Raw genomic sequence first — 19629 nt, 5'->3', positions numbered from 1 at the left:
GACTAATCTGGCTTCACGTGGAACAGCACGCATCTACCCGGTCAGCGGATCCCACCTGCTCCCCACCTGCCAGAGCTTGTCCGGATTCGAAACCTGCAAGATCGTTCGGATGGATCCCTCGGCCACTTCGATCGCGACCACGTCCTGCCGGTCCGCCAGCCTGAAGAGCAACGCAGGCTCCCCATTGACTCGGCCCATGAAGACGGTTCGCCCGGGATTCTTCCGCTCCACGCCCATCAGGAAGCGGGCGATGCGATGCGCTCCGATCACCGGGTTCAACGCGGCCCTGACCTTGCCGCCGCCATCGGAGTAGAGCACCGCGTCCTCGGCCAGCAAGCTGACCAGTTCCCCGGCATCAGCCGCGCGGATGGCCTCAACGATCTTCGAGAGCAGGGCTGACAATTGACCCGATTCCCTGCTTGGCGCCCGGGCCTGCCCGAGTTTCCGGCTGGCCCGGCTCAGCAGCTGCCGTGCCGCCGCAGGCGAGATCTCCAGAACCTCGGCAATGCGCACCGAGGTATACCCCAGCGCATGGTGCAGAACGTAGGCTGCTCGGGATGGGGCCGAGAGTTCTTCGAGCAGGAAGAGCACGCCCAGGCGCAGCATCGACGCGGTGACGGCTGCATCCTCGGGAAGCTCCTGCTGGTCCACCGGCTCGGGTAGCCATGAACCGGCATACTCTGTCCGCTGGTGCTGCGCCGAGCGCAGGACGTCAATGGCCCGGCGCGTGGTCAGCGTGGTGAGGTACGCCGGCCAATTGCGCACCTGCTGCGCGGCCGCTGGATCGAGCTTGAGCAGATTCTCGCCCACTTCGCTGACGACGTCTTCGGCCTGCGCCCAGGCTCCGAGCATGTTGTAGGCCAGGACCGTCAGCCGGCGCCGCTGCGAGTTCCACTGCCCGAGTGCGGCAGATTCCCTTGGTTCTTCCACGCGCCTGATTCTACCTGCGGGTCCTGGCACTATCAGCGCACCGGGGGTTCGAGCTGGGTGGTGATAGCGATGCGGTTCCAGACATTGATCGTGGCGATGGCCAGGATCAGGTTGCCCACCTCTTCTTCGCTGAATTCTTCAGCGGCGCTGTTCCACACCTCGTCACTCACCCCGTGCTGCGGGTCCAGCCGGGTGACCGCGTCGGTCAACCGCAGCGCGGCACGTTCGGCATCGCTGAATAATGGCGAATCGTTGTAGGCGGCCACGGCAAAGAGCTTCGCGGCGGAAATCCCCATCTCCAGTGCGTCATGGGAGTGCATGTCGGTGCAGAAGGAGCAGCCGTTGATGATCGAGGCGCGCAGCTTAACCAGTTCGTATAGTTCCTTGGGCAGCGATTGGCCGGCATAGGCTTCCAGTCCCAGTACCGCGGCGTAGCCCTTCTTGTGGGTCTTGCCCAAATTCATGCGCATGCTTTGCTCCAGTTTCTTCGTCGTTTCCCGGGCAGTGTGCTGCCCTTCAAAAGTACGTCGGATCCGGAGCTTAAACTGTGACACCCCAAGGAAAACTTTTTCAGGAGTTTTCCTTGGGGTGTCCGCCTCAGTCGCCTAGTCCAGCAGCATCGCCGGTTCCTGAAGGATCGACGCCACGTCGGCCATGAAGCGGGCCGAGAGGTCGCCATCCACCACGCGGTGGTCGAAGGAGCCGCCCAGGGTGGTGATCCAGCGCGGGACCACTTCGCCGTCGATGACCCATGGCTTCTGGCGGATCGTGCCGAATGCAACGATGGCTACTTCGCCCGGGTTGATGATCGGGGTACCCGTGTCGATTCCCAGCGCACCGATGTTGGTGATGCTCAGCGAGCCGTCGCGCATGTCCTCTGGACGGGTCTTGCCGGCACGAGCGGTGGTGGCCAGATCATTCAGGGCGATGGCCAGTTCCTTCATGTTCAGGTTCTGGGCGTCCTTGATATTCGGCACCAGCAGGCCACGCGGGGTGGCTGCGGCGATGCCCAGGTTCATGAAGCGCTTCTGGTGGATCTCGGCGCCGTTTGCGGTCTCCACCCAGCTGGCGTTCACGGAAGGGTTGCGGGCCGCCGCCCAGATTACGGCACGGGCTAGCACCAGCAGCGGCGAGACCTTGATGCCCTCGAAGTCGCGGGACTTCTTCAGGCGCTGCACGTATTCCATGGTGCGGCTGGCATCCACGTCCACGAAGATCGAGACATGCGGTGCGGTGAAGGCCGAGTCGACCATGGCCTTGGCGGTGGCTTTGCGCACGCCGCGCACCGGGGTGCGTTCCACGCGGGCATCGGCCAGCTGGCCGTGGGCCCAGTAGGTCGGTGCCGCTGCGTGCTCGGCTTCGCGCTGGGCCTGGTAGCTGTTGACGTCCTCGCGGGTGATCTCGCCCTGGTTGCCGGTGCCCACCACATCGTTGATGTCGATGCCCAGCTCCTTGGCCAGCCGGCGTACCGGCGGCTTGGCCAGCACGCGGTCCACGAAGCTCGCCACCGCAGGCTTGCGGCGATCCACTTCGCGGGTCACCGCGGTGCCCAGGGACTGCGCGCGGCGCGAGATGGTCTCGGCCAACGCGGATCCGGAGGCGCGCACCGCTGCGGTACGCGCACCGGCCGCCGAAGGAGCGGGGCGGGTGGTGCGTGCCCGGCGCACCGAGGCATCAGCGGTGGGGCCCGATCCGACTAGCGGGCCGGGTTCCTCCGAGGCCTGCGGTGCGGCGGTGCTCAGGGCTTCGGCTGCTTCGGGCACGCCGGTTGGAGGTGCCGCGTTGCCTTCTTCATCGATGGTGATCAGCGGGTTGTCCACGAGTACGGTATCGCCCTCGGCCGCGTGCAATGCGGTGACCACCCCGGCGAAGGGGCAGGGCAGCTCGACCAGCGACTTCGCGGTTTCGATTTCCACGAAAATCTGGTTGACCTCAACGGTGTCGCCCACCTTGACCTTCCAGGAGGCGATATCCGCTTCGGTCAGGCCTTCGCCCACATCGGGGAGATTAAAGACTGTCATTACTACTCCTTGGATTCCGCTTAGTAAGCGAAAGACCGGTCGAGGGCTTCAAGCAACTTGTCGATGTCCGGCAGGTACTGGGACTCCACCTTGGAAATCGGGTAAGGCATGTGGAATCCGCCCACGCGCAGCACTGGGGCTTCCAGCGAGAGGAAGGCGCGCTCGGTGATGCGGGCCGCGATTTCGCCGCCCAGGCCGCCGAAGGTCGGCGCTTCGTGGGTGACAATCAGCCGGCCGGTCTTCTGCACCGATTCGGTAATGGTGTCGAAATCAATCGGCGACAGCGAGCGCAGGTCGATGACCTCGATGGACCGGCCATCTTCCAGCGCGGCATCAGCGGCAGCCATCGCGATCGGCACCAGCGGGCCGTAGGCGACGATGGTCGCGTCGGTGCCCGGGCGGACCACCTGCGCCTTGAAGGCATCCAGCGCCGGGGTTTCGGTATCGACCTCGCCCTTGAGCCAGTAGCGGCGCTTGGGCTCGAAGAAGATCACCGGGTCCTGGCAGCTGGCTGCCTGCTGGATCATCCAGTAGGCGTCATGCGCGTTGGACGGTGTGATGATGCGCAGGCCCGCGGTGTGGGCGAACAGCGCCTCCGGGGATTCCGAGTGGTGCTCGATGGAGCCGATGCCGCCGCCGTAAGGGATGCGGATGACTACAGGCGTGGTCAGACGCCCCTCGGAGCGGGCGTGCATCTTGGCCAGCTGGGTGGTGATCTGGCTGAAAGCCGGGAAGACGAAGCCGTCGAACTGGATTTCCACCAGCGGGCTGAAGCCGCGCAGGGCCATGCCCACGGCGGTGCCGACGATGCCGGCCTCGCCCAGCGGCGAGTCGATGACGCGGTGCTCGCCATACTTGTCGATCAGCCCGTCGGTGATGCGGTAGACGCCACCGAGGCGCCCGATGTCCTCGCCCATCAGCAGGGACTTGCCATTGGACTCCAGCACCTTGTCCAGGCCGCTGGTAATGGCCTTGGCCAGGGTCATTGTGGTGGTCATTTAGTGCTCTCCCTCAGCCGCATCGGCGAATCCTGCTTCGTATTCCAGATGCCAGGCCAGTTCTTCCTGGATCAGTGGATGCGCTTCGGCGTAGACCTGCTCGAAGGACTTGGCCAGCGGCGGGACAGGGAAGGCCATGGCGTCTTCGCGGACCTTGGCAGCCATCGCATCAGCGTCGGCGGCCAGCTGCTCGAAGTAGGCGTCGTCAACCAGGTTGTTCTCGCGCAGGTAGGTTTCCAGGCGGATCAGCGGGTCCTTCGGGGCCCACTGGGCCTCTTCTTCGCTCATGCGGTATTTGGTTGGATCATCGGCGGTGGTATGCGCGCCGAGGCGGTAGGTGACGGCCTCGATGAGGACCGGGCCCTTGCCGCTGCGTGCGTGTTCCAGCGCCCAGCGAGTGACCGCCAGAACGGCCAGCACGTCGTTGCCATCCACGCGCACTCCCGGCATGCCGTAGCCTGCGGCGCGGTTGACCAGCGGCACCTTGGACTGGACCTCGAAAGGAACGGAGATCGCCCACTGGTTGTTCTGGCAGAAGTAGACCACCGGTGCGTTGAAGGAGCTGGCGAAGACCATGGACTCATGGGTTTCGCCCTCGGTGGAGGAGCCATCGCCGAAGTAGGCGACTACGGCGTTGCCCTCCTTGGCGCGACGGGCTTCATCCCAGCCGCGCTGTTCCATGTTCAAAGCCATTGCATAACCGGCGGCATGCGGCATCTGCGCGGCAAGCACCATGGTGTACATGTGGAAGTTGTTTTCCCGGGGATCCCAGCCGCCTCCGGAGATGCCGCGGAACAGGCGCAGCATTTCGGAGAAGGACACATCGCGGGTCAGTGCCACACCGTGCTCGCGGTAGGTGGGGAAGATGTAGTCGCTACGGCGGGTGGCACGGCCGGAACCGATCTGCGCCGCTTCCTGCCCGCGCAGCGGAACCCAGAGGCACAACTGGCCCTGGCGCTGCAATGCTGTGGCCTCTTGGTCGAATCGACGGGTCAATGCCATGTCGCGGTAGAAGCCGCGAAGCATGTCATCATCAACGTCACCCAGATACGCATCGTACGTTCCATGGGACTGACGCTGGCCGTCCGGAGTCAGGATCTGAATCAGATCCGGCTCCGTCGCCTCGGTCGCAGCACGCGTCATTTATCATCCTTCGGTCATAAATATGCCCCACGCGGAATACATTCCGCATGGGACATATACGGCTTGTCTAATTTCTAAGCCTATAGGCACTGACCGCTAAAACGCGAGAAATCAGCACCAGTTGCCCCTATGCCAGGTCTAGTGATTCCTTGCACAGTTCAATAAAACGATCGTTTGCTTCAACTTCGCCGATGGAGACGCGCACTCCTTCGTTCGAGAAGCCGCGCACCGACAGCGCCACGGCGTTTGCCCGCTCGACGAACTCATCGGTCTTTTCGCCCAGCGGAAGCCAGACGAAGTTCGCCTGGGTGGAAGGAATCCTCCAGCCCTGCCCGGACAGGGCCGAGGCAACTCGTTCGCGTTCCATGACCAAGCCCTCAACGCGCTCAAGCACCTGGTCGATGTGGGCCAGCGAAGCGACCGCGGCATCCTCGGCCACGCTGGAGACGGCAAACGGGGTGGCCACTACGCGGATGTTATCGGTGATCTCCGGGTGGGCCACCGAGTAGCCCACCCTGAGATTCGCCAGGCCGTGAGCCTTCGAGAAAGTGCGCAGGAGAACCACATTTTCGTTCTCGTTGTAGGTATGGATGCCATCCACCGATTTCTCGTCGCGGACGAACTCGGTGTAGGCCTCATCCAGGACAACCAGCACGTTCTTCGGAACCCGTGCCAGGAAGTCATCGACTTCGGCCTGGCTGAGTACCGGACCGGTGGGGTTATTCGGTGTGCACAGCAAGATGACTGAAGTGTTCTCGTTCACCGCTGCGATCATGGATTCCAGATCGTGGCGCCCGTCTTCCAGCAACGGGATTTCAACGGGCAGCGCACCGGCAGTCTGCACGAGGATTGGGTAGGCCTCGAAGGAACGCCACGCATAGATGACTTCATCCTGGATGCCGTCTTCGTTCTGGCCCGCGAAGGCGTTCAGGATCTGCACCAACGCGCCAAGGGAACCGGCCCCGGTCACGATGTCTTCCGCAGGAACGTCCAAGTACTCGGAAAGTGCTTCGCGCAGCTTGGTCGATAGCGGATCAGGGTAGCGATTCAGGCTGGACTGCTCCACGACCGCCCGATGCACAGCGTCCAAGGGACCGAAGGGAATTTCATTCGATGACAGCTTGTAAGCTCTCGCGCCTTCAATAGGGGCAGGCGGCTTGCCCGCAGCGTATTTGGGCAAACGTGCAACTACAGAGCGTGGCTGCACCTGATCTTGGGTCACCGGGTTCTCAGTCATACCTCAAAGCCTAGCCCTCACTAAGGGTTTAGCGATATCTCCGGTTCATCCTAATCCCAGATTTCTATGCCAAAGTTAAGGCATGAGCTTTCTGATTCGAGTCATCGTCAATGCGCTTGCCCTCGCCGCCGCCGTCTGGATTGTGCCCGGCCTCAAGATCGTCGCGGCCGGCGAAGGTGCAGTAAGCACGGTCATCGCCTATTTGGCGGTTGGCGCAATCTTCGGATTGGTCAACGCCTTGGTCCGTCCGATCGTCAAGCTGTTCTCCTTGCCAATCACCTGCCTCACCTTGGGCTTGTTCACTATCGTGATTAACGCCCTGATGCTCCTGCTGACTTCATGGCTGACGACCTTCACCCCGATTGAACTGGTCATCGAGCAGTTCTGGTGGGATGCCATCGCCGGCACGATTATCATCTCCATCGTCTCTGCGGTCCTCGGATTGTTCGTCAAGAGCGAGAACGAGTAAGCGGTATTCGACGCAGTACAAGAAGAGGACGGCATCCGACAGGTGCCGTCCTCTTTCGTTAATATCCGATTCGCCGCCCCCGATCAGCGTCCCATCTTATGCCCTGATCCACAGCACCATTCATCAGCACGGTGATACCCGGTGATGCTGATCCGGCCGGCTGGTTGCAGTTCTTGAGCGCTTTAGTGGCGTGGTGCCATGTGCTTGAGCCGCTCCTTGTCTTCTTCCTTCAAGGGCGGACGTTCTTTTTGCTTGCGCTCCAGCTTGAACATGCGGATTTTCAGCGGGGATTCGGGAAGGTAGAACTGCTTCAGATGCTCTCTGATTTCCAGTTTCGGGTCCTCATCGAGTTCCAGGAGGTGGTCACCGTAATTCTTGAGATGATGCGACGGGCCAAAGAGCCCGTCTTCGGGCAAGATGTCCTGCATGTGCTCGCGCGGACCTGGGAAAGTGGTGGTGTAATGCTCGCCCTTGCGGGGATTGGGTCCGCCATCGGTGCCGGGCACCATATCTTTTCGGTCTTCTACGGATAGGCTGCGGATATCCTCTGGCAGATCAATAGTGCCGATGGGAGAACCAAGGGTCAGCACCTTGTTCAGCTTGTACTTGCGCTTCAAGAACTTGTTCTTCGTCAGCTGGGCTACGTGAATGCCTCCTTGCGAGTAGCCGGAGAGGATTACTTCATCGCCCTCTTTCGCTCCGCTGAGCCTTAATGCTTCATCGAGCGGTTCCACAAAATTCTCGGATTCCACCCCGAAGCCGTCAGCGATGCCTTCCGGGCCAAAAGGCGAAGGAACTTCGGCGTCATCCTGCGTCCCCGGAAAGAGCGCGATATAAGTATCATCGTCAGCTTCGACGATCATGATCTTTCCGTTGTTCTCCGTGCCTTCGCCCTCCAGCTTTTCGTGCAGCTGGAAATAGCTTCTCATCTTGCCATCCAGTTCAACCGTCTGAGCTGGATCTTGCCCTGCGAGCTCTATTTCGGTATTCCGGTTTGACCCCAGCAGCCGCATAATCCGCGACAGCGACTTGGCGGTACCTTCGATTTGCTCGGTCAAGGTCATATTCGGCGCCAAGGGCCAGTGCGGGATGTAGGACATCAGCAAGCGCAAAAAGGTCTCCATGCTTTCCCTCGGCGGACGCCAGCCGTTATCGCGGGTCTTGGATATGAAGTCCCCGACCAGTACTGCGCTGGTGCTTACGAGCATCATCCGTTCAACTGCGGCTTCGGCAACCTCATAATTCCGCATGGCCGCAGAGACCTTTCCGGTAAGTTCGAACGCTGTGATTTCGCCTTCCCTGGCCTGCTGATAGCTGTCTCTGATCAAATCGCCTAGATGCCCGATGCCATAGCCCCTGGCTTCAATGCCTGCCGCCATGCACTGCAGATTCAGGTCCCCCTGGCAACTGTCCGCAGCCTGCGCGGCCCTGAGTAAAGCGTCGGATATGCCATTGATGTCGCGAGCAACCCGCTGGCAGATTTCCCCTGCCTGGGCGTAATCCGGCTCGTTGTAATTGACTTCATATCCCATGGCTACGAGGCCATTCTCTGGTTCATGATTTGCGCTTCGAGGTTTTGGATCTCACGCATGGCAACCCCCAAGTACTCTTCAGCGTTGTTCAGCTCGCCATTGAGCATTTCCAGTCGCTGGCTCAGCTCCTCAACATTGTCTAGAAACGCCTTGCCAGCCTTTGAATTCCAAGTCAATGCCCGGATTGAACCCAACTGTGCGATGGCAAACTTAGTGGTTTTCTGGGCGTCATCGAGCTGACTTGCCACCGTCAGCAGCGTCGCTTGAAACATCATTTCCTTGCTCCGCATCCTTGAGAATTTGTCCACCATCATGGACAGCAACAATGGGGCACCAGCACGTTTGGCGACCGGTTGTGGAAACAGCAGTGAAGTAAAAGATGTGATGTAGCGCCGAGGATGGAAGAATATGAGTATGGCTGAGATTGCGCGCACTTCCCTTGCTAATGAACCACTGGCTTTGACTGCCCTCGACGGACGCTACCGCAGCGCCGTGGCACCGCTGGTCGACTACCTTTCCGAAGCGGCTTTGAACCGCGATCGCGTTCACGTTGAAGTTGAATGGCTGATCCACTTGACCGATAACTCCGTTCTTCCAGGCACCTCCCCGCTTTCTGCGGAACAGAAGGCAGCACTGCGCAAGATCGTCACCGATTTCAACGCTGATTCCGTGAAGGAACTGGCAGAGATCGAAGCTGTCACCGTTCACGATGTGAAGGCTGTCGAGTACTACATCGCTAACCGCCTGGAAGCGATCGGCATTGGCAACCTCAAGCCGCTGGTGCATTTCGGTTGCACCTCTGAAGACATCAACAATCTGTCCTACGCTCTGGGCGTCCAGGGTGGCGTGCAGCAGGTATGGCTGCCGGCAGCCCGCGACCTGGTGGCACAGCTGGCCAAGATGGCCGAGGACTCCCGCGACGTGCCGATGCTCTCGCGCACCCACGGCCAGCCAGCCACCCCAACCACCCTGGGCAAGGAACTGGCAGTTCTGGCGTGGCGCCTGACCCGCCAGCTGGACCGCGTAGAGAAGACCGAGTACCTGGGCAAGATCAACGGCGCTACCGGCACCTATGCTGCCCACTACGCTTCGGTCCCTACCGCTGACTGGCAGCAGATCTCCAAGGGTTTCGTTGAGCACCTGGGCCTGACCTGGAACCCGCTGACCACCCAGATCGAATCCCACGACTGGCAGGCAGAGGTCTACGCAGACATTGCACGCTTCAACAGCATTCTGCACAACCTGTGCACCGATGTCTGGAGCTACATCTCCATCGGCTACTTCGCGCAGATCCCAGTGGCCGGCGCCACCGGATCCTCGACCATGCCGCACAAGGTCAACCCGATCCGCTTCGAGAACGCAGAAGCCAACCTGGAGATCTCCAACGGCCTGCTGAACACCCTGGGTTCCACCCTGGTCACCAGCCGCTGGCAGCGCGACCTGACCGACTCCTCCTCGCAGCGCAACATCGGTACCGCCATCGGCCACTCGGTGCTGGCAATCTCCAACGTTGCCAAGGGCTTGGATCGACTGTCTGTCGCCGAAGCCGTGCTGGCTGACGACTTGGACCACAACTGGGAGGTCCTTGCAGAGGCCATCCAGATGGTCATGCGCGCCGAGGCTATCGCCGGTGTCGAAGGCATGGACAACCCCTACGAGCGCCTGAAGGACCTGACCCGCGGCCACCGCGTGGATGCGGCCCGCCTGAAAGAATTCGTTGGCGAACTGGGCCTGTCGGCTGAAGCCGAAACCCGCCTGCAGTCGCTGACCCCGGGCAGCTACAACGGCATCGCTTCGCAGCTGGTTGACCACCTGAAGAAGTAATCCGGAGGCGCAAGTTTCCCGAACGGCAGATTAAATGAGTTCCGCCCCGGAGCAATGGACTGCTCCCCAGAAGTTGGACTGAGAAATCAGAACAATCTTCTGGGGAGCAGTCCACAATTCCGGGGCGGAACTTTTTAATACAGGGCACCCGTGGCTGCTTCGATTGGAGTTTACTTCCCAGCGCTGCAACTCCAGGCCCATTGGTTAGCGGACAGGGGCGCCCGGGCCCAACGGGATGCCCAGCGCCCACCATACAAGGAAAAGCGCCAGCCAAACCACGAACATGATCACGGCGCAAGGCAGCGTGAAGGAGATCAACGTTCCTATGCCAGCCTTCTTGTTCAAGGTCTGCAGATACCCTACGCAGAGCACGAAACTGGTACTCATAGGTGTAATGGAATTGGTGCAGGAATCTGCGATCCGATAAAGCGCCATGGTCGTCGCCGGATTGGTGCCTAATAGCATCATCATTGGGACAATTACCGGTGCCACCAGTGCCCACAACGCCTGCCCTGAGGTAATCAGCAGGTTCAAGGTCGCAACGCCCAACACGACGATCAGGAACAACCCGACCGTGTTGATTCCCAGGCCCTTGATCGTATCGGAGCCCATCACTGCGACTACGGTGCTGATTTTCGTGTACTTGAACAGGGCCAGGAATTGCGACACCGCGAAGAACAGGACAATCAATGGTGCGATGGCACGAACTCCGTCGGCCATGAACTGGGGAATGTCTGCGTTGGACTCCAGTTGACCAGAACTCTTGGCGAAAGCTGTCCCGATGGCCAGGAAGAACAAGGAAAGGAAGAATGCTATTCCGTTCAAGAATGGCGACTCAAGGAACTCGCCGTTCTCGCCTCGCAGCGGTGACGCAGGAATCGCTACTGCCACAGCCATCACGGCAACGAAAACCAATGCCACCACACCAGTGGTGCGAAGGCCACGACGCTCGGCCACATCGGTCAGGCGCAGTCCCGCTGCCCGGCTGTCGCCTGGCGGCACCTCGGTAGCTTCGACGACAAGCGTTCCTTCCCGCCGTTTCAGAATCAGCTCCGTAACCAGGGTGACCGTGACCGCCAGGACCAACGCCGAAACCGTCGTGAAGTACATATTATCCGTCGCACGAACCGTGGTTGCCGGGTCGATGATTTGTGCGGCTTCCGTCGCCACTTTGGCGAATACGACGTCGCCGGGAGCAATCAACGGATTGGCGTCGCCGGCTGCGTTAATCGATACGAATGCGACGATCATGCCAAGCATCGGCGAGCGGCCCACCGCTTTGAAGGCCACCGCACCCAAGGGAATCAGTACAACGTAAGCGGAGTCCGAGAGGAACTTGGATAGGGCGCCGCCTAAAGCCACGGCGAAGACGACGTACCGCGGCGACACGTTGCTCAATGCACGTCGTGCCATCACTTCGAAGAGCCCGGATCTGTCGGCGACAGCAACACCCAGCATCACGATCAGCACTGTGCCCAGCGGACCGAAGGTGACGAACGATTCCTCTGCGCCAGTTAGCAGATCCCTTATGGCACCAACCGACAACGCACTGTTGACCCCTACCGTGTCGCCTGTTGCTGGGTCAACAACTTCGACCCCTGTACGAGAAAGAATCCAGCTGGCTACCGCCAGAACCGCGAACAAGATCCAAAACAGCCAAAACGGATGCGGCAAGGCGTTGCCCGCGCGTTCGAGTCGCGCCAGGAATCTGATTCCCAGCGGCTCTTTTCGGGTTATGGACTCAGTGATAGTCATGGTTCCTCCAGTAGCGGGTCCGTGCCAAGCTCCCATTGCGCTCGGTAACGATGGGGCGGATCGCCCACTAGTGATTTCTATTACAGATGTTGAGCTATGTGAGGATGATTAACCAATTTCAGACAATCGTTAGCCGCCCTTTAGCCATGGTAATCCGCCCGGCCACCGGTCACCGGGTCAGTGTGGACAAGAGATCCGGCCCAAGGCTGAGGACCGTCTTGGTATCTATCCGGTGATACACAAGCTTCCCTTTGCGCTCCGAAACGACCAGGTCAGCCTCGCGCAGAACTCGCAAGGACCGGGAGATCTGCGCCGCGGGTTGTCCCATGCGCGAGGCAAGTTCCGACGTCGTCATTGGTTCGGCCGAAATATGGCGGAACAATTCCATCCGGGAATCGGCGCTCAACGCTCGGAGCCGCTCGCGGACCTGCGTGATCTTGAGAATAGGATCCCGGTCCCGTTGCATCGGGAAGTGGACAATTACCGGGTAGCCGGGGTGATCCTTGACCGTAAGATGATTCCCAATCCATTTCGACGGGATCATCAGAAGTTCCCTGTGCGCCAAGGGCACGCTGCGTTGCTGGAGTTTATCGAAACGCACCTCAGCAACGCCAGGGAAAGCTTTCGCTGTGGCGCCTACTTCTGCAATCACAGAGGTCGGCTCAGAGCGCTTAAACTTCATTGTCAGTTGAGCGGCGGAACCACTTGCCTCCTGGTATAAGTTCTCCCACTCCGTCGCGAAGAAAGAGTTCCAGCATTCGATGCAGAACCGAATAATCCGGCTCCTGAATTTTTGCGGATCATTAACCAATTGTTCCGCCAGTTCAAAGCGGCTCGCAGAGCGTGACCGACAGGAATCCAGAAATTCCTGCTGGGCCTGGCTATCACTGAGCACATCGATGGCTATAGTTTGCACTTGGCTGAACCCCCTCAGCGCCTCAGCTGCCATTCCAGCGAAGGCACTCACCGGCATTGCTGCCAAAGCGGCTAGCTCGCGATCGAACAGGGAACCGGGCTGCAAACTCAGCGGGAAAAAGAATCGAGCCCTGAATCGTGCCCACAACGGTGAAAGCGCTTGGAATTCGCTGATCAGGGGTTCATCCGCGCCGCTGGCGAGGGCCTGGACAGCATCGGAGAATTCAAGGTGGTGATCGGGCTCGGCCCATACATGCAGCAGGGCCATCAACTCAGCCAGCGGTGAACTCGCCACTTTGAGGTCACTGGGGTTGAAGCCCGAAAACTGCAAGGCAATAGACATTTTTCCCTCCCCAGACCCTGTACACAACAAACATTTGGCTAACTTGCGCCAATTGTCTCATGGACTACCTCGACGACGGATATCTTCGATTGTAGATAATTAGCCGCCGGTCAAGCCCGCAATTTTGATCGGCATTGAACGCGAAAAGAGTGAGCCTTGTCGATCCGAACTGGTGATATGACACCAATTCCAGAAGTTGCCGTGGAAATCCAGGAGTACATGGTGACTCTAAGCGATGGCGTCCAGCTGGCCACGGATGTTTACCGGAACAGCCAACATGAAGGGCCGCTCCCCGTGATTCTGGAACGCACCCCCTATGGCAAGCGAGCCATAAGGGATTCCGACCAGTCTGTTCGCCATAGCGCCGTTCCCATGCCGGAGGAGATTGCCGAATTTTTCATTAGCCGGGGCTACGTTGTAGTTCGACAGGATTGCCGCGGCAGAGGTCGTTCAGGCGGCGAATTCGTAAAGTACTTCAATGAGGGACGCGATGGTTTCGAGACCATTGCATGGATACGCGACCAGCCATGGTGCGATGGGCGTGTGCTCATGAATGGCGTTTCCTATTCTGCCCACGCGCAGACGGCAGTAGCGGCATTGTCTCCCGAATCGCTTGCAGGCATGTTCATGGACTCTGGCGGGTTCTCTTCAGCCTACGAAGTGGGCATGAGGATGGGCGGGGCCTTCGAACTGAAACAGGCTACTTGGGCGTTCCGCCACGCGGCCAGAAGTCCAGAGGCTGCCAGCAGCCCCGAGATCGCCGCGGGCCTGGCCAAGGTGGATCTAGCTGAATGGTTTGAACGGACCCCTTGGACCCCTGGCAAGTCCCCCCTGAGCCTGGCTCCCAGTTACGAAAGCTATCTGCTTGACCAGTGGTCCCGCGAGTCATTTGGGGAGTACTGGAGTCACCCGGCAATCTATGCTCGCGGGTATTATGATCGCTTTCCCGACGTGCCGTCTTTCCATATCTCCAGCTGGTACGATCCATATATTTCCTCAGCCATTGAGAACTTTCAGCAGTTATCTTCCATGAAAAGCAGTCCAGCGTATTTGCTCCTGGGCCCTTGGACCCATGGCAAGCGGTGCCAGAATTATGCCGGAGACGTGGATTTCGGAACCGGGGGCTACTTCGACGGTAACCTCGCACCGTCTTACCTGCACTTCCGGGCCGACTGGATGGATGAAGTGCTCGGCCGGGCTAGGAATGCAACTCCGCGCCACAAGGTCACGTACTTCATGATGGGAGGTGGTCCTGGGACGGCAACTGACGAAGGCCGCCTGTTGCACGGAGGACAGTGGAAGCACGCAACTACCTGGCCGCCAGAGACTTCGGCGAAGACAACCATGTACTTGCACCCGGACGGTGGCATGCGAGCGGACCCGTTCTCGGGCCAGGCCCATTCAACGCTGATTTTCGATCCTCATGATCCTGCACCGACCGTGGGCGGCCAAGTAACCAGCGGTGAGCCGCTCATGCGAGGCGGAGCATACGACCAAGTGGCACCGTCAGGAGCGCTCGACTCTGTCCCCGTCAGCCTGGCCGATCGTGCCGATGTCTTAGTATTCCGGTCGGCAGTGCTCGACACTGCCGTGAGTATCGCGGGCGACGTCACTGCCGAAATATACCTTTCGTCATCTGCACCTGATACCGACTTGACCATCAAGCTTATCGATGAGTACCCACCTAGCGCAGACTATCCGAACGGATTCGCGATGAATCTTACCGAGGGAATCATGCGGGTGCGTTACCGGGATTCGTACAAAGATCCGGAGTTGATGCAGCAAGGACAGGTCTACCGGGTAACGGTCGCTGCGCCGTCGACCGCAAACCTGTTCGCCGCTGGCCACCGTATTCGGTTGGACGTCTCGTCAAGCAATTTCCCCCGGTTCGACATCAATCCGAATACTGGAGGTTCCGCAGCCCGCGATAATCAAAAGCTCATCGCTGAAAATACTGTTCATTTCTCGACTGAGCACCCGACTTCGCTGTCGCTTCATATCCTGCCAAACGCCTGAAAACATACAACTCAGCTGCGTCGCAAGTGGGGTCTGGATCGTGCTGGCGGGTGAAGTTCAATGCATCGCGCCCAGATGCACCAGGAAAGTTCCATGGCCTGCCACATCCTGTGCACGTTGTCCGTGCCTGCGCTTGGAGAGCAATGGGCCGCAAGCCGTCGAGCGGGCGGGGTACCTGGCCCCGCCTCTCGCACCACCGGGCATGCGGGCCAGCATCCGGCGCTTCGCCACGTCACTGAATACGATCCCGAGCACGACTAAAGAACACCATGCCCAAAGCCTCCCAATACCCAGTTGGCAATTCACGAGGAACAACGGAAAATCGAATTACGCCAGTACTCGAGCGAACGTTTCCGACTGTTTATTTTCGTCCTTCGCAACACCAAACGGCGAAGGTCCGCCATCTGGGTCCGGGGACGCTTTCACACCATCCAAGGAATCTGACGCGACTGTCGCCTCACCCAGTCGTCAAGACCAGGGAACTTCCGGCTAATGCACATCCCCGCCGGTTGATAATGGAACAAATCTGGAGGAACTGGCTCCACAACCGCTTGCTGGCTTACCCCCGGTACGCATGCCGCTCATGAGATTCATATTCCTCAGCGCACAGTTCTGCCTCTGGCTTCCTCCCCACCCCCTAGCTGAGACGCAGTTGCCTTCATGCAGGAGTTGAACGCCCTCTTCCCTTGGGCATTTTCCCTGTAGCAAATGCCCACACTGGGCGTACACGAATAGAGGCGCCGCCACCCCGGACGAATTCCTGGGGAGGCGGCGCCTCTTGCACGTCATTTGGCGTAGCCGCTTGAATCAGAACTGAGTAGGTTTAGCCTCGAATACGAGAGGGATGCCACGATTCTCGAATTGGTCTATTATCTTCTCGTAAAGGGCGCGGTACTCTACGGCAGGATAATGGCGGAGGGACACCTGAATATAGGGCTTTCCTTCCCTGAATTTTCCTGGTTGACCCTCCACGGGTTCGTGCAAATAAATCTCTAATGTCCGGTTCAGGTCCGCTCGATCCCATAGGACTTGGACCTTCGCATTGTTGACGTGCTCGACGCCCATGACCGAAGCAATCGAAGCCCAAGCGATCTTGTGCCCACCGCGAACTGTTAGGCCACTGGCCTTGACCTTCAGATCGATGGCATCGGCCGCTTTTCTACCGGCACCCTTCACTGCGCTGGCAAGTGCGACGGCGCCGAAGATCAGCAGTATGGAGCCCACTACGGTGGGGATACCCTGAAGGACAATTTGAGCAAGATAGCTTGAGGTTTCCGGCAAGTCGTTGGCAATCAGGTAGATGCCCATCAATAAGAGGATCATTCCAATAGCCAACAGGCTGAAGCCCTTGTCAATCCGCGGATAGAAATACAGCGAGGACGCCACGAATTCATTGTGCTCGGGCAATCTGGATCTAGAGGTCTTCATATGCTGCCTAATTCGCTTTCATGGTCAACGTTGTCGAAGATCACCGCATCGAAAAGATCGATCATCGGGTCCATCATGAAATTCAAAGTCGAGAGGTCGGAGTCGAGCGCCTCGAGCAGGAAGAGCAGTCCATGTCCCCGCGCTACGGTTCTGACATGCCCGATGGCCGGCAGCACTGCTGATCCGTTTCCTTCCTGCTGCCCATCCAGCGCGATGACGGACGCCAATTGGATGATCTGTCCAAGTGACTCCGAGTGGTATTCGCTCATCTGGACCGGTGCCGCCGATTCGTAGTCCGGCTGGGCCAGTTCCTCCAAACTCAAGGCAGGGTCGTCATCCAGAACTATCAAATGGGCAGTGCCCAGTGCGTGTCCATCTTCAGGCGAATACCAGAGCGTATGCTCGGCTTCGGCTATTTGGTTGTTCGCCACGTCCAAAGCAAGCTGCTCATAGACCTTCCGCAGCTCAAGATCTTCCGGGATGGCCAATTCCGCAAGGTCCTGTGCCCATTGCTCTGCCGTATCCCAACTATCTTCAGGAAATGAGCGAGGTACCGGAATCCAAATTTCCAGATCCGGTTCAATCTCGTATGTTGTCACTGAATTGGCACCCACTTGAAAGTTCCCAGTATCGACAAGCCCAACGACTTTAATCCTTCGGAGAATGCCTCACCATTCTCCGACTCAACGTGCGCGTAGGAATAAAGCAGCCACAATCCGGCTTTTGGATCCGGATCGATGGTTCCATCTGGCAACGGACGAGGAACAACCATGTTCAGGCCATTGTTCTTGAGCTCTGGGGATTCGGCGGCTTGCTCTACGGAAGACCAGAGGTACCAGTCTGCTCCGTCGGCGTCTTCGATTTCGATCTGGTTGCCGCCTGCGGCCTTTCGCGCAGCTTCCAGCAGAGTGCCGGAGGATCCCACCTTGAGTGGGGTCATGATCACGGAAACCGGCATTCCCCCCTCGGCAAGTTTCTCTACCGGCATTGCGAAGCCAAGTGATCCGCGGCGCCTCAAGTACTCGAACGTCTGGTGCATTTGCCGTCGAAGCATCAATACCAGGTCTGCGCGTCCAAGTGCCTTGGGCTCTGCCGTCACCAGTTTCGTCAAAGCCTGCTCGTGCTCAACACTGGTGTTGAATTCGCGCCAACCTGCCGGATACAGCAAGCTGTATCCGATGCCTCGGGGACGCGCCTTCGACGCTGGTGGTGTTGCGCTCATCGTTTCTCCCGCAAATTCAATGTGTGGCTCGGATGTTCACTTTACGGATTGCTCCGCGCCGAAGCTACTTCTCGCGAGTCAGGTCCCAGAGGCTAGGAGGCGCGGTCACTATGACGTTGCCCCGGTCTTCCCAGTTCCCGTGCTTCGCAATCTTTTCCGCCCAGGCTCTGGCCTGAGGACCCATGTCGTCAGGGTTCTTCAGTATGTAGGCAGCCATTTCGCGATGCTTTGTTGCGCTTCCCTCCGAGATGTACTTCACGTATGTCTTCCAGTCGCCTTTGAATTCCTTGTTGAAGCCATCCAAATACTTGTTGGTCTTGCCGGAAACGGTCTGCTGGTACTTTTGCTCGATCTTGCGGTTATTTCGCCGGATCTTGGCTTTGGTCGGACGGTTTCCACGGATCGTAGTTTTCGGTGGGCGCTTGGTGCCCGACTTGATGGAAGACCTGACAATGCCGCGCCCCGTGCTGGAACGCGTTTTGCTAAAGGCCTTGATGATGTTCCGAGGTCCCGCTTTGGATCCTGCCTTGATCCCCGAGGGAAATGCCTTGCTTAAGCCGGAGAAGGCTTTTCCAGCAAAACGGCCGAAGGGGATAATTCCGACTACCGCTATCAGCAAACTGGTCCAGTCGCCATCGCCTTGGACCATCTTGATGACCTCGATTGCCACCACGGCAACGGCAGCGATCACCGCAATTGCTGATGCGATCGGTCCCCACACCGGCGAAGTGATGAACAAGGCCGCAATACCCACGCCCAAGGCAATCCAGCCTAGAACCGAACCCAGGGTGGAGAGGAACTTGTCATCGTTGTCCGCGGCTTTGAAGGCATCCTCGATTTCGCCGACTGCCTCATCGTAGGCATCTTCCCAATAGGAAACGCGACCGTCGAATTTGCCCCACAGCTCACGCAGTTCTTCTTCGGCTTCTTCGCGCGCAGCGGTTGCTTCTGTCAGGTCGCTTTTGGCTTCCGCTTTTTCCTCGTCGGTCCCTTCGCTGAAGCCGAGGAATCCGTCGGCATCATCTACCGCGCCTTCGGCGGTGTCTTCTTGGCTTCTCTTGGTTTGCACGCTCTGGTGCGCATCCTCGATGTCCGTGATCAGCGCGTTCAAGGTCGTGTACGAATCCACTCCGCCCTCAGCGGTGCACATTTGGAGCGCGCCTTGGACCCGGTCCAAAGCATAGGAATATTTCTTCAGGGCCTGGCCTGTGCCGTCGTATCGAATGGCCGCCTTGCGCAACTCGGGAAATACGTCTCCAGCGTTCTCACGCAGCTTGGCGATAGCTTCAGACTTCAGATCCGACGTCCCGTTACTGATGTCTTCCAGCCTGGCCGCAGAGCGTTCCATCTCCTCGCCCGAGGTGATCAAGTCCTTGGCGCTCCGGAGCAGGTCATCAGGATTTCCGTCGATGAGCTGCAGGGTTGTACCCTTTGGCGATTCCAAGGTCATGTCGTCAACTCTCTCAGTTTACTTAGCTTCTTTGGGGGCATCGGAAGCACGTGAATTCAAGAAGGCCTTCTTCGTTTCCAGATCCCACTCTTCGAATCCATCCTTGATGTCCTTCAACCCGGTATGCACTCCTTCAAGATTCTTTAGGAGGTCATCACGGGTATCGTTCCAGTTGTCTTCGAAGTCCTTGACTCGGTCTTTCAGATCGCCTTTGCCCATCGGGTCTCCCACTGAGCCGGCCATGCCCTTGGCAAAGTCAGACGCATTCTCGAAATCCTTAATACTATTGCCTAGCTCCGTGACAATTTCTTCCAGGCGCGCCAAATAGATTTCATCGGCCATAGTG

At 58.9% G+C, this 19629-nt stretch carries 18 protein-coding genes; 3 read left to right on the top strand and 15 right to left on the bottom strand.

Annotated features, from left to right (window positions below; translation table 11 throughout):
* Positions 1-33: 33 nt before the first annotated feature.
* From ACI2JZ_RS16615 to ACI2JZ_RS16590, 6 genes are all read right to left on the bottom strand, one after another.
* On the bottom strand, positions 34-930 hold the full coding sequence (locus ACI2JZ_RS16615; protein WP_400341286.1) for a sigma-70 family RNA polymerase sigma factor: 897 nt from the start codon (positions 928-930) through the stop codon (positions 34-36).
* A 32-nt stretch (positions 931-962) separates the two neighbouring features.
* Positions 963-1394: a carboxymuconolactone decarboxylase family protein gene (locus ACI2JZ_RS16610; protein WP_404598602.1), complete on the bottom strand. Its 432-nt coding sequence runs from the start codon at positions 1392-1394 to the stop codon at positions 963-965.
* Between the two features lie 141 nt (positions 1395-1535).
* A complete protein-coding gene (locus tag ACI2JZ_RS16605) occupies positions 1536-2951 on the bottom strand; it encodes a dihydrolipoamide acetyltransferase family protein (RefSeq protein WP_332489306.1) in 1416 nt (471 codons plus the stop codon).
* 20 nt (positions 2952-2971) lie between these two features.
* Positions 2972-3949: an alpha-ketoacid dehydrogenase subunit beta gene (locus tag ACI2JZ_RS16600; RefSeq protein WP_404598600.1), complete on the bottom strand. Its 978-nt coding sequence runs from the start codon at positions 3947-3949 to the stop codon at positions 2972-2974.
* Complete coding sequence (pdhA, locus tag ACI2JZ_RS16595; protein WP_105656216.1) at positions 3950-5092, bottom strand: pyruvate dehydrogenase (acetyl-transferring) E1 component subunit alpha; 1143 nt, start codon at positions 5090-5092, stop codon at positions 3950-3952.
* 127 nt (positions 5093-5219) lie between these two features.
* Complete coding sequence (locus ACI2JZ_RS16590; RefSeq protein ID WP_404598598.1) at positions 5220-6329, bottom strand: histidinol-phosphate transaminase; 1110 nt, start codon at positions 6327-6329, stop codon at positions 5220-5222.
* An 82-nt stretch (positions 6330-6411) separates the two neighbouring features.
* On the opposite strand from ACI2JZ_RS16590, the gene ACI2JZ_RS16585 reads away from it, so the two are divergent.
* Positions 6412-6798 (top strand): phage holin family protein, encoded by a 387-nt coding sequence (locus ACI2JZ_RS16585; RefSeq protein WP_105656214.1) that lies wholly within the window; start codon positions 6412-6414, stop codon positions 6796-6798.
* Positions 6799-6980: 182 nt separating this feature from the next.
* Here ACI2JZ_RS16585 and ACI2JZ_RS16580 read toward each other — a convergent pair whose 3' ends face one another.
* Both ACI2JZ_RS16580 and ACI2JZ_RS16575 read right to left on the bottom strand, forming a co-directional pair.
* Positions 6981-8330: a hypothetical protein gene (locus ACI2JZ_RS16580; RefSeq protein WP_332489308.1), complete on the bottom strand. Its 1350-nt coding sequence runs from the start codon at positions 8328-8330 to the stop codon at positions 6981-6983.
* Positions 8331-8332: 2 nt separating this feature from the next.
* Positions 8333-8764 carry a hypothetical protein gene (locus tag ACI2JZ_RS16575; protein WP_133834095.1) on the bottom strand — a complete coding sequence of 144 codons (432 nt, stop codon included), beginning with the start codon at positions 8762-8764 and terminating at the stop codon, positions 8333-8335.
* Between ACI2JZ_RS16575 and purB the strand changes: the two genes are divergently transcribed.
* Positions 8745-10154 (top strand): adenylosuccinate lyase, encoded by a 1410-nt coding sequence (gene purB / locus ACI2JZ_RS16570; RefSeq protein ID WP_332489310.1) that lies wholly within the window; start codon positions 8745-8747, stop codon positions 10152-10154. The genes ACI2JZ_RS16575 and purB overlap by 20 nt on opposite strands.
* 204 nt (positions 10155-10358) lie before the next feature.
* Here the strand turns inward: purB and ACI2JZ_RS16565 are convergent, their stop codons facing one another.
* Entirely contained in the window at positions 10359-11909 is a 1551-nt protein-coding gene (locus ACI2JZ_RS16565; RefSeq protein ID WP_402735097.1) for an AbgT family transporter, read from the bottom strand.
* A gap of 169 nt (positions 11910-12078) precedes the next feature.
* Positions 12079-13167: a DUF5937 family protein gene (locus ACI2JZ_RS16560; protein WP_404598597.1), complete on the bottom strand. Its 1089-nt coding sequence runs from the start codon at positions 13165-13167 to the stop codon at positions 12079-12081.
* A gap of 156 nt (positions 13168-13323) precedes the next feature.
* Between ACI2JZ_RS16560 and ACI2JZ_RS16555 the strand changes: the two genes are divergently transcribed.
* Positions 13324-15183 (top strand): CocE/NonD family hydrolase, encoded by a 1860-nt coding sequence (locus tag ACI2JZ_RS16555; protein WP_388023336.1) that lies wholly within the window; start codon positions 13324-13326, stop codon positions 15181-15183.
* Positions 15184-15990: 807 nt separating this feature from the next.
* Here the strand turns inward: ACI2JZ_RS16555 and ACI2JZ_RS16550 are convergent.
* The 5 genes from ACI2JZ_RS16550 to ACI2JZ_RS16530 all read right to left on the bottom strand — a co-directional run.
* Complete coding sequence (locus tag ACI2JZ_RS16550; RefSeq protein WP_404598595.1) at positions 15991-16569, bottom strand: hypothetical protein; 579 nt, start codon at positions 16567-16569, stop codon at positions 15991-15993.
* A 38-nt stretch (positions 16570-16607) separates the two neighbouring features.
* A complete protein-coding gene (locus ACI2JZ_RS16545; protein ID WP_404598594.1) occupies positions 16608-17225 on the bottom strand; it encodes a hypothetical protein in 618 nt (205 codons plus the stop codon).
* Positions 17207-17833 (bottom strand): hypothetical protein, encoded by a 627-nt coding sequence (locus tag ACI2JZ_RS16540; RefSeq protein ID WP_388023343.1) that lies wholly within the window; start codon positions 17831-17833, stop codon positions 17207-17209. Before ACI2JZ_RS16540 ends, ACI2JZ_RS16545 begins: the two co-directional genes overlap by 19 nt.
* A gap of 64 nt (positions 17834-17897) precedes the next feature.
* Positions 17898-19283 carry a hypothetical protein gene (locus ACI2JZ_RS16535; RefSeq protein WP_332498720.1) on the bottom strand — a complete coding sequence of 462 codons (1386 nt, stop codon included), beginning with the start codon at positions 19281-19283 and terminating at the stop codon, positions 17898-17900.
* A gap of 18 nt (positions 19284-19301) precedes the next feature.
* The coding region (locus tag ACI2JZ_RS16530) for a hypothetical protein (protein ID WP_404598593.1) at positions 19302-19629 on the bottom strand (328 nt) is incomplete at its 5' end.

It is taken from the genome of Microbacterium sp. NPDC087868 (genome assembly GCF_044900755.1).
GTDB classification, from domain to species: Bacteria; Actinomycetota; Actinomycetes; order Actinomycetales; family Microbacteriaceae; genus Microbacterium; species Microbacterium galbinum.
Note: the sequence above shows the minus strand (reverse complement) of the source record. Positions and strands in the feature narration are given on the sequence as shown.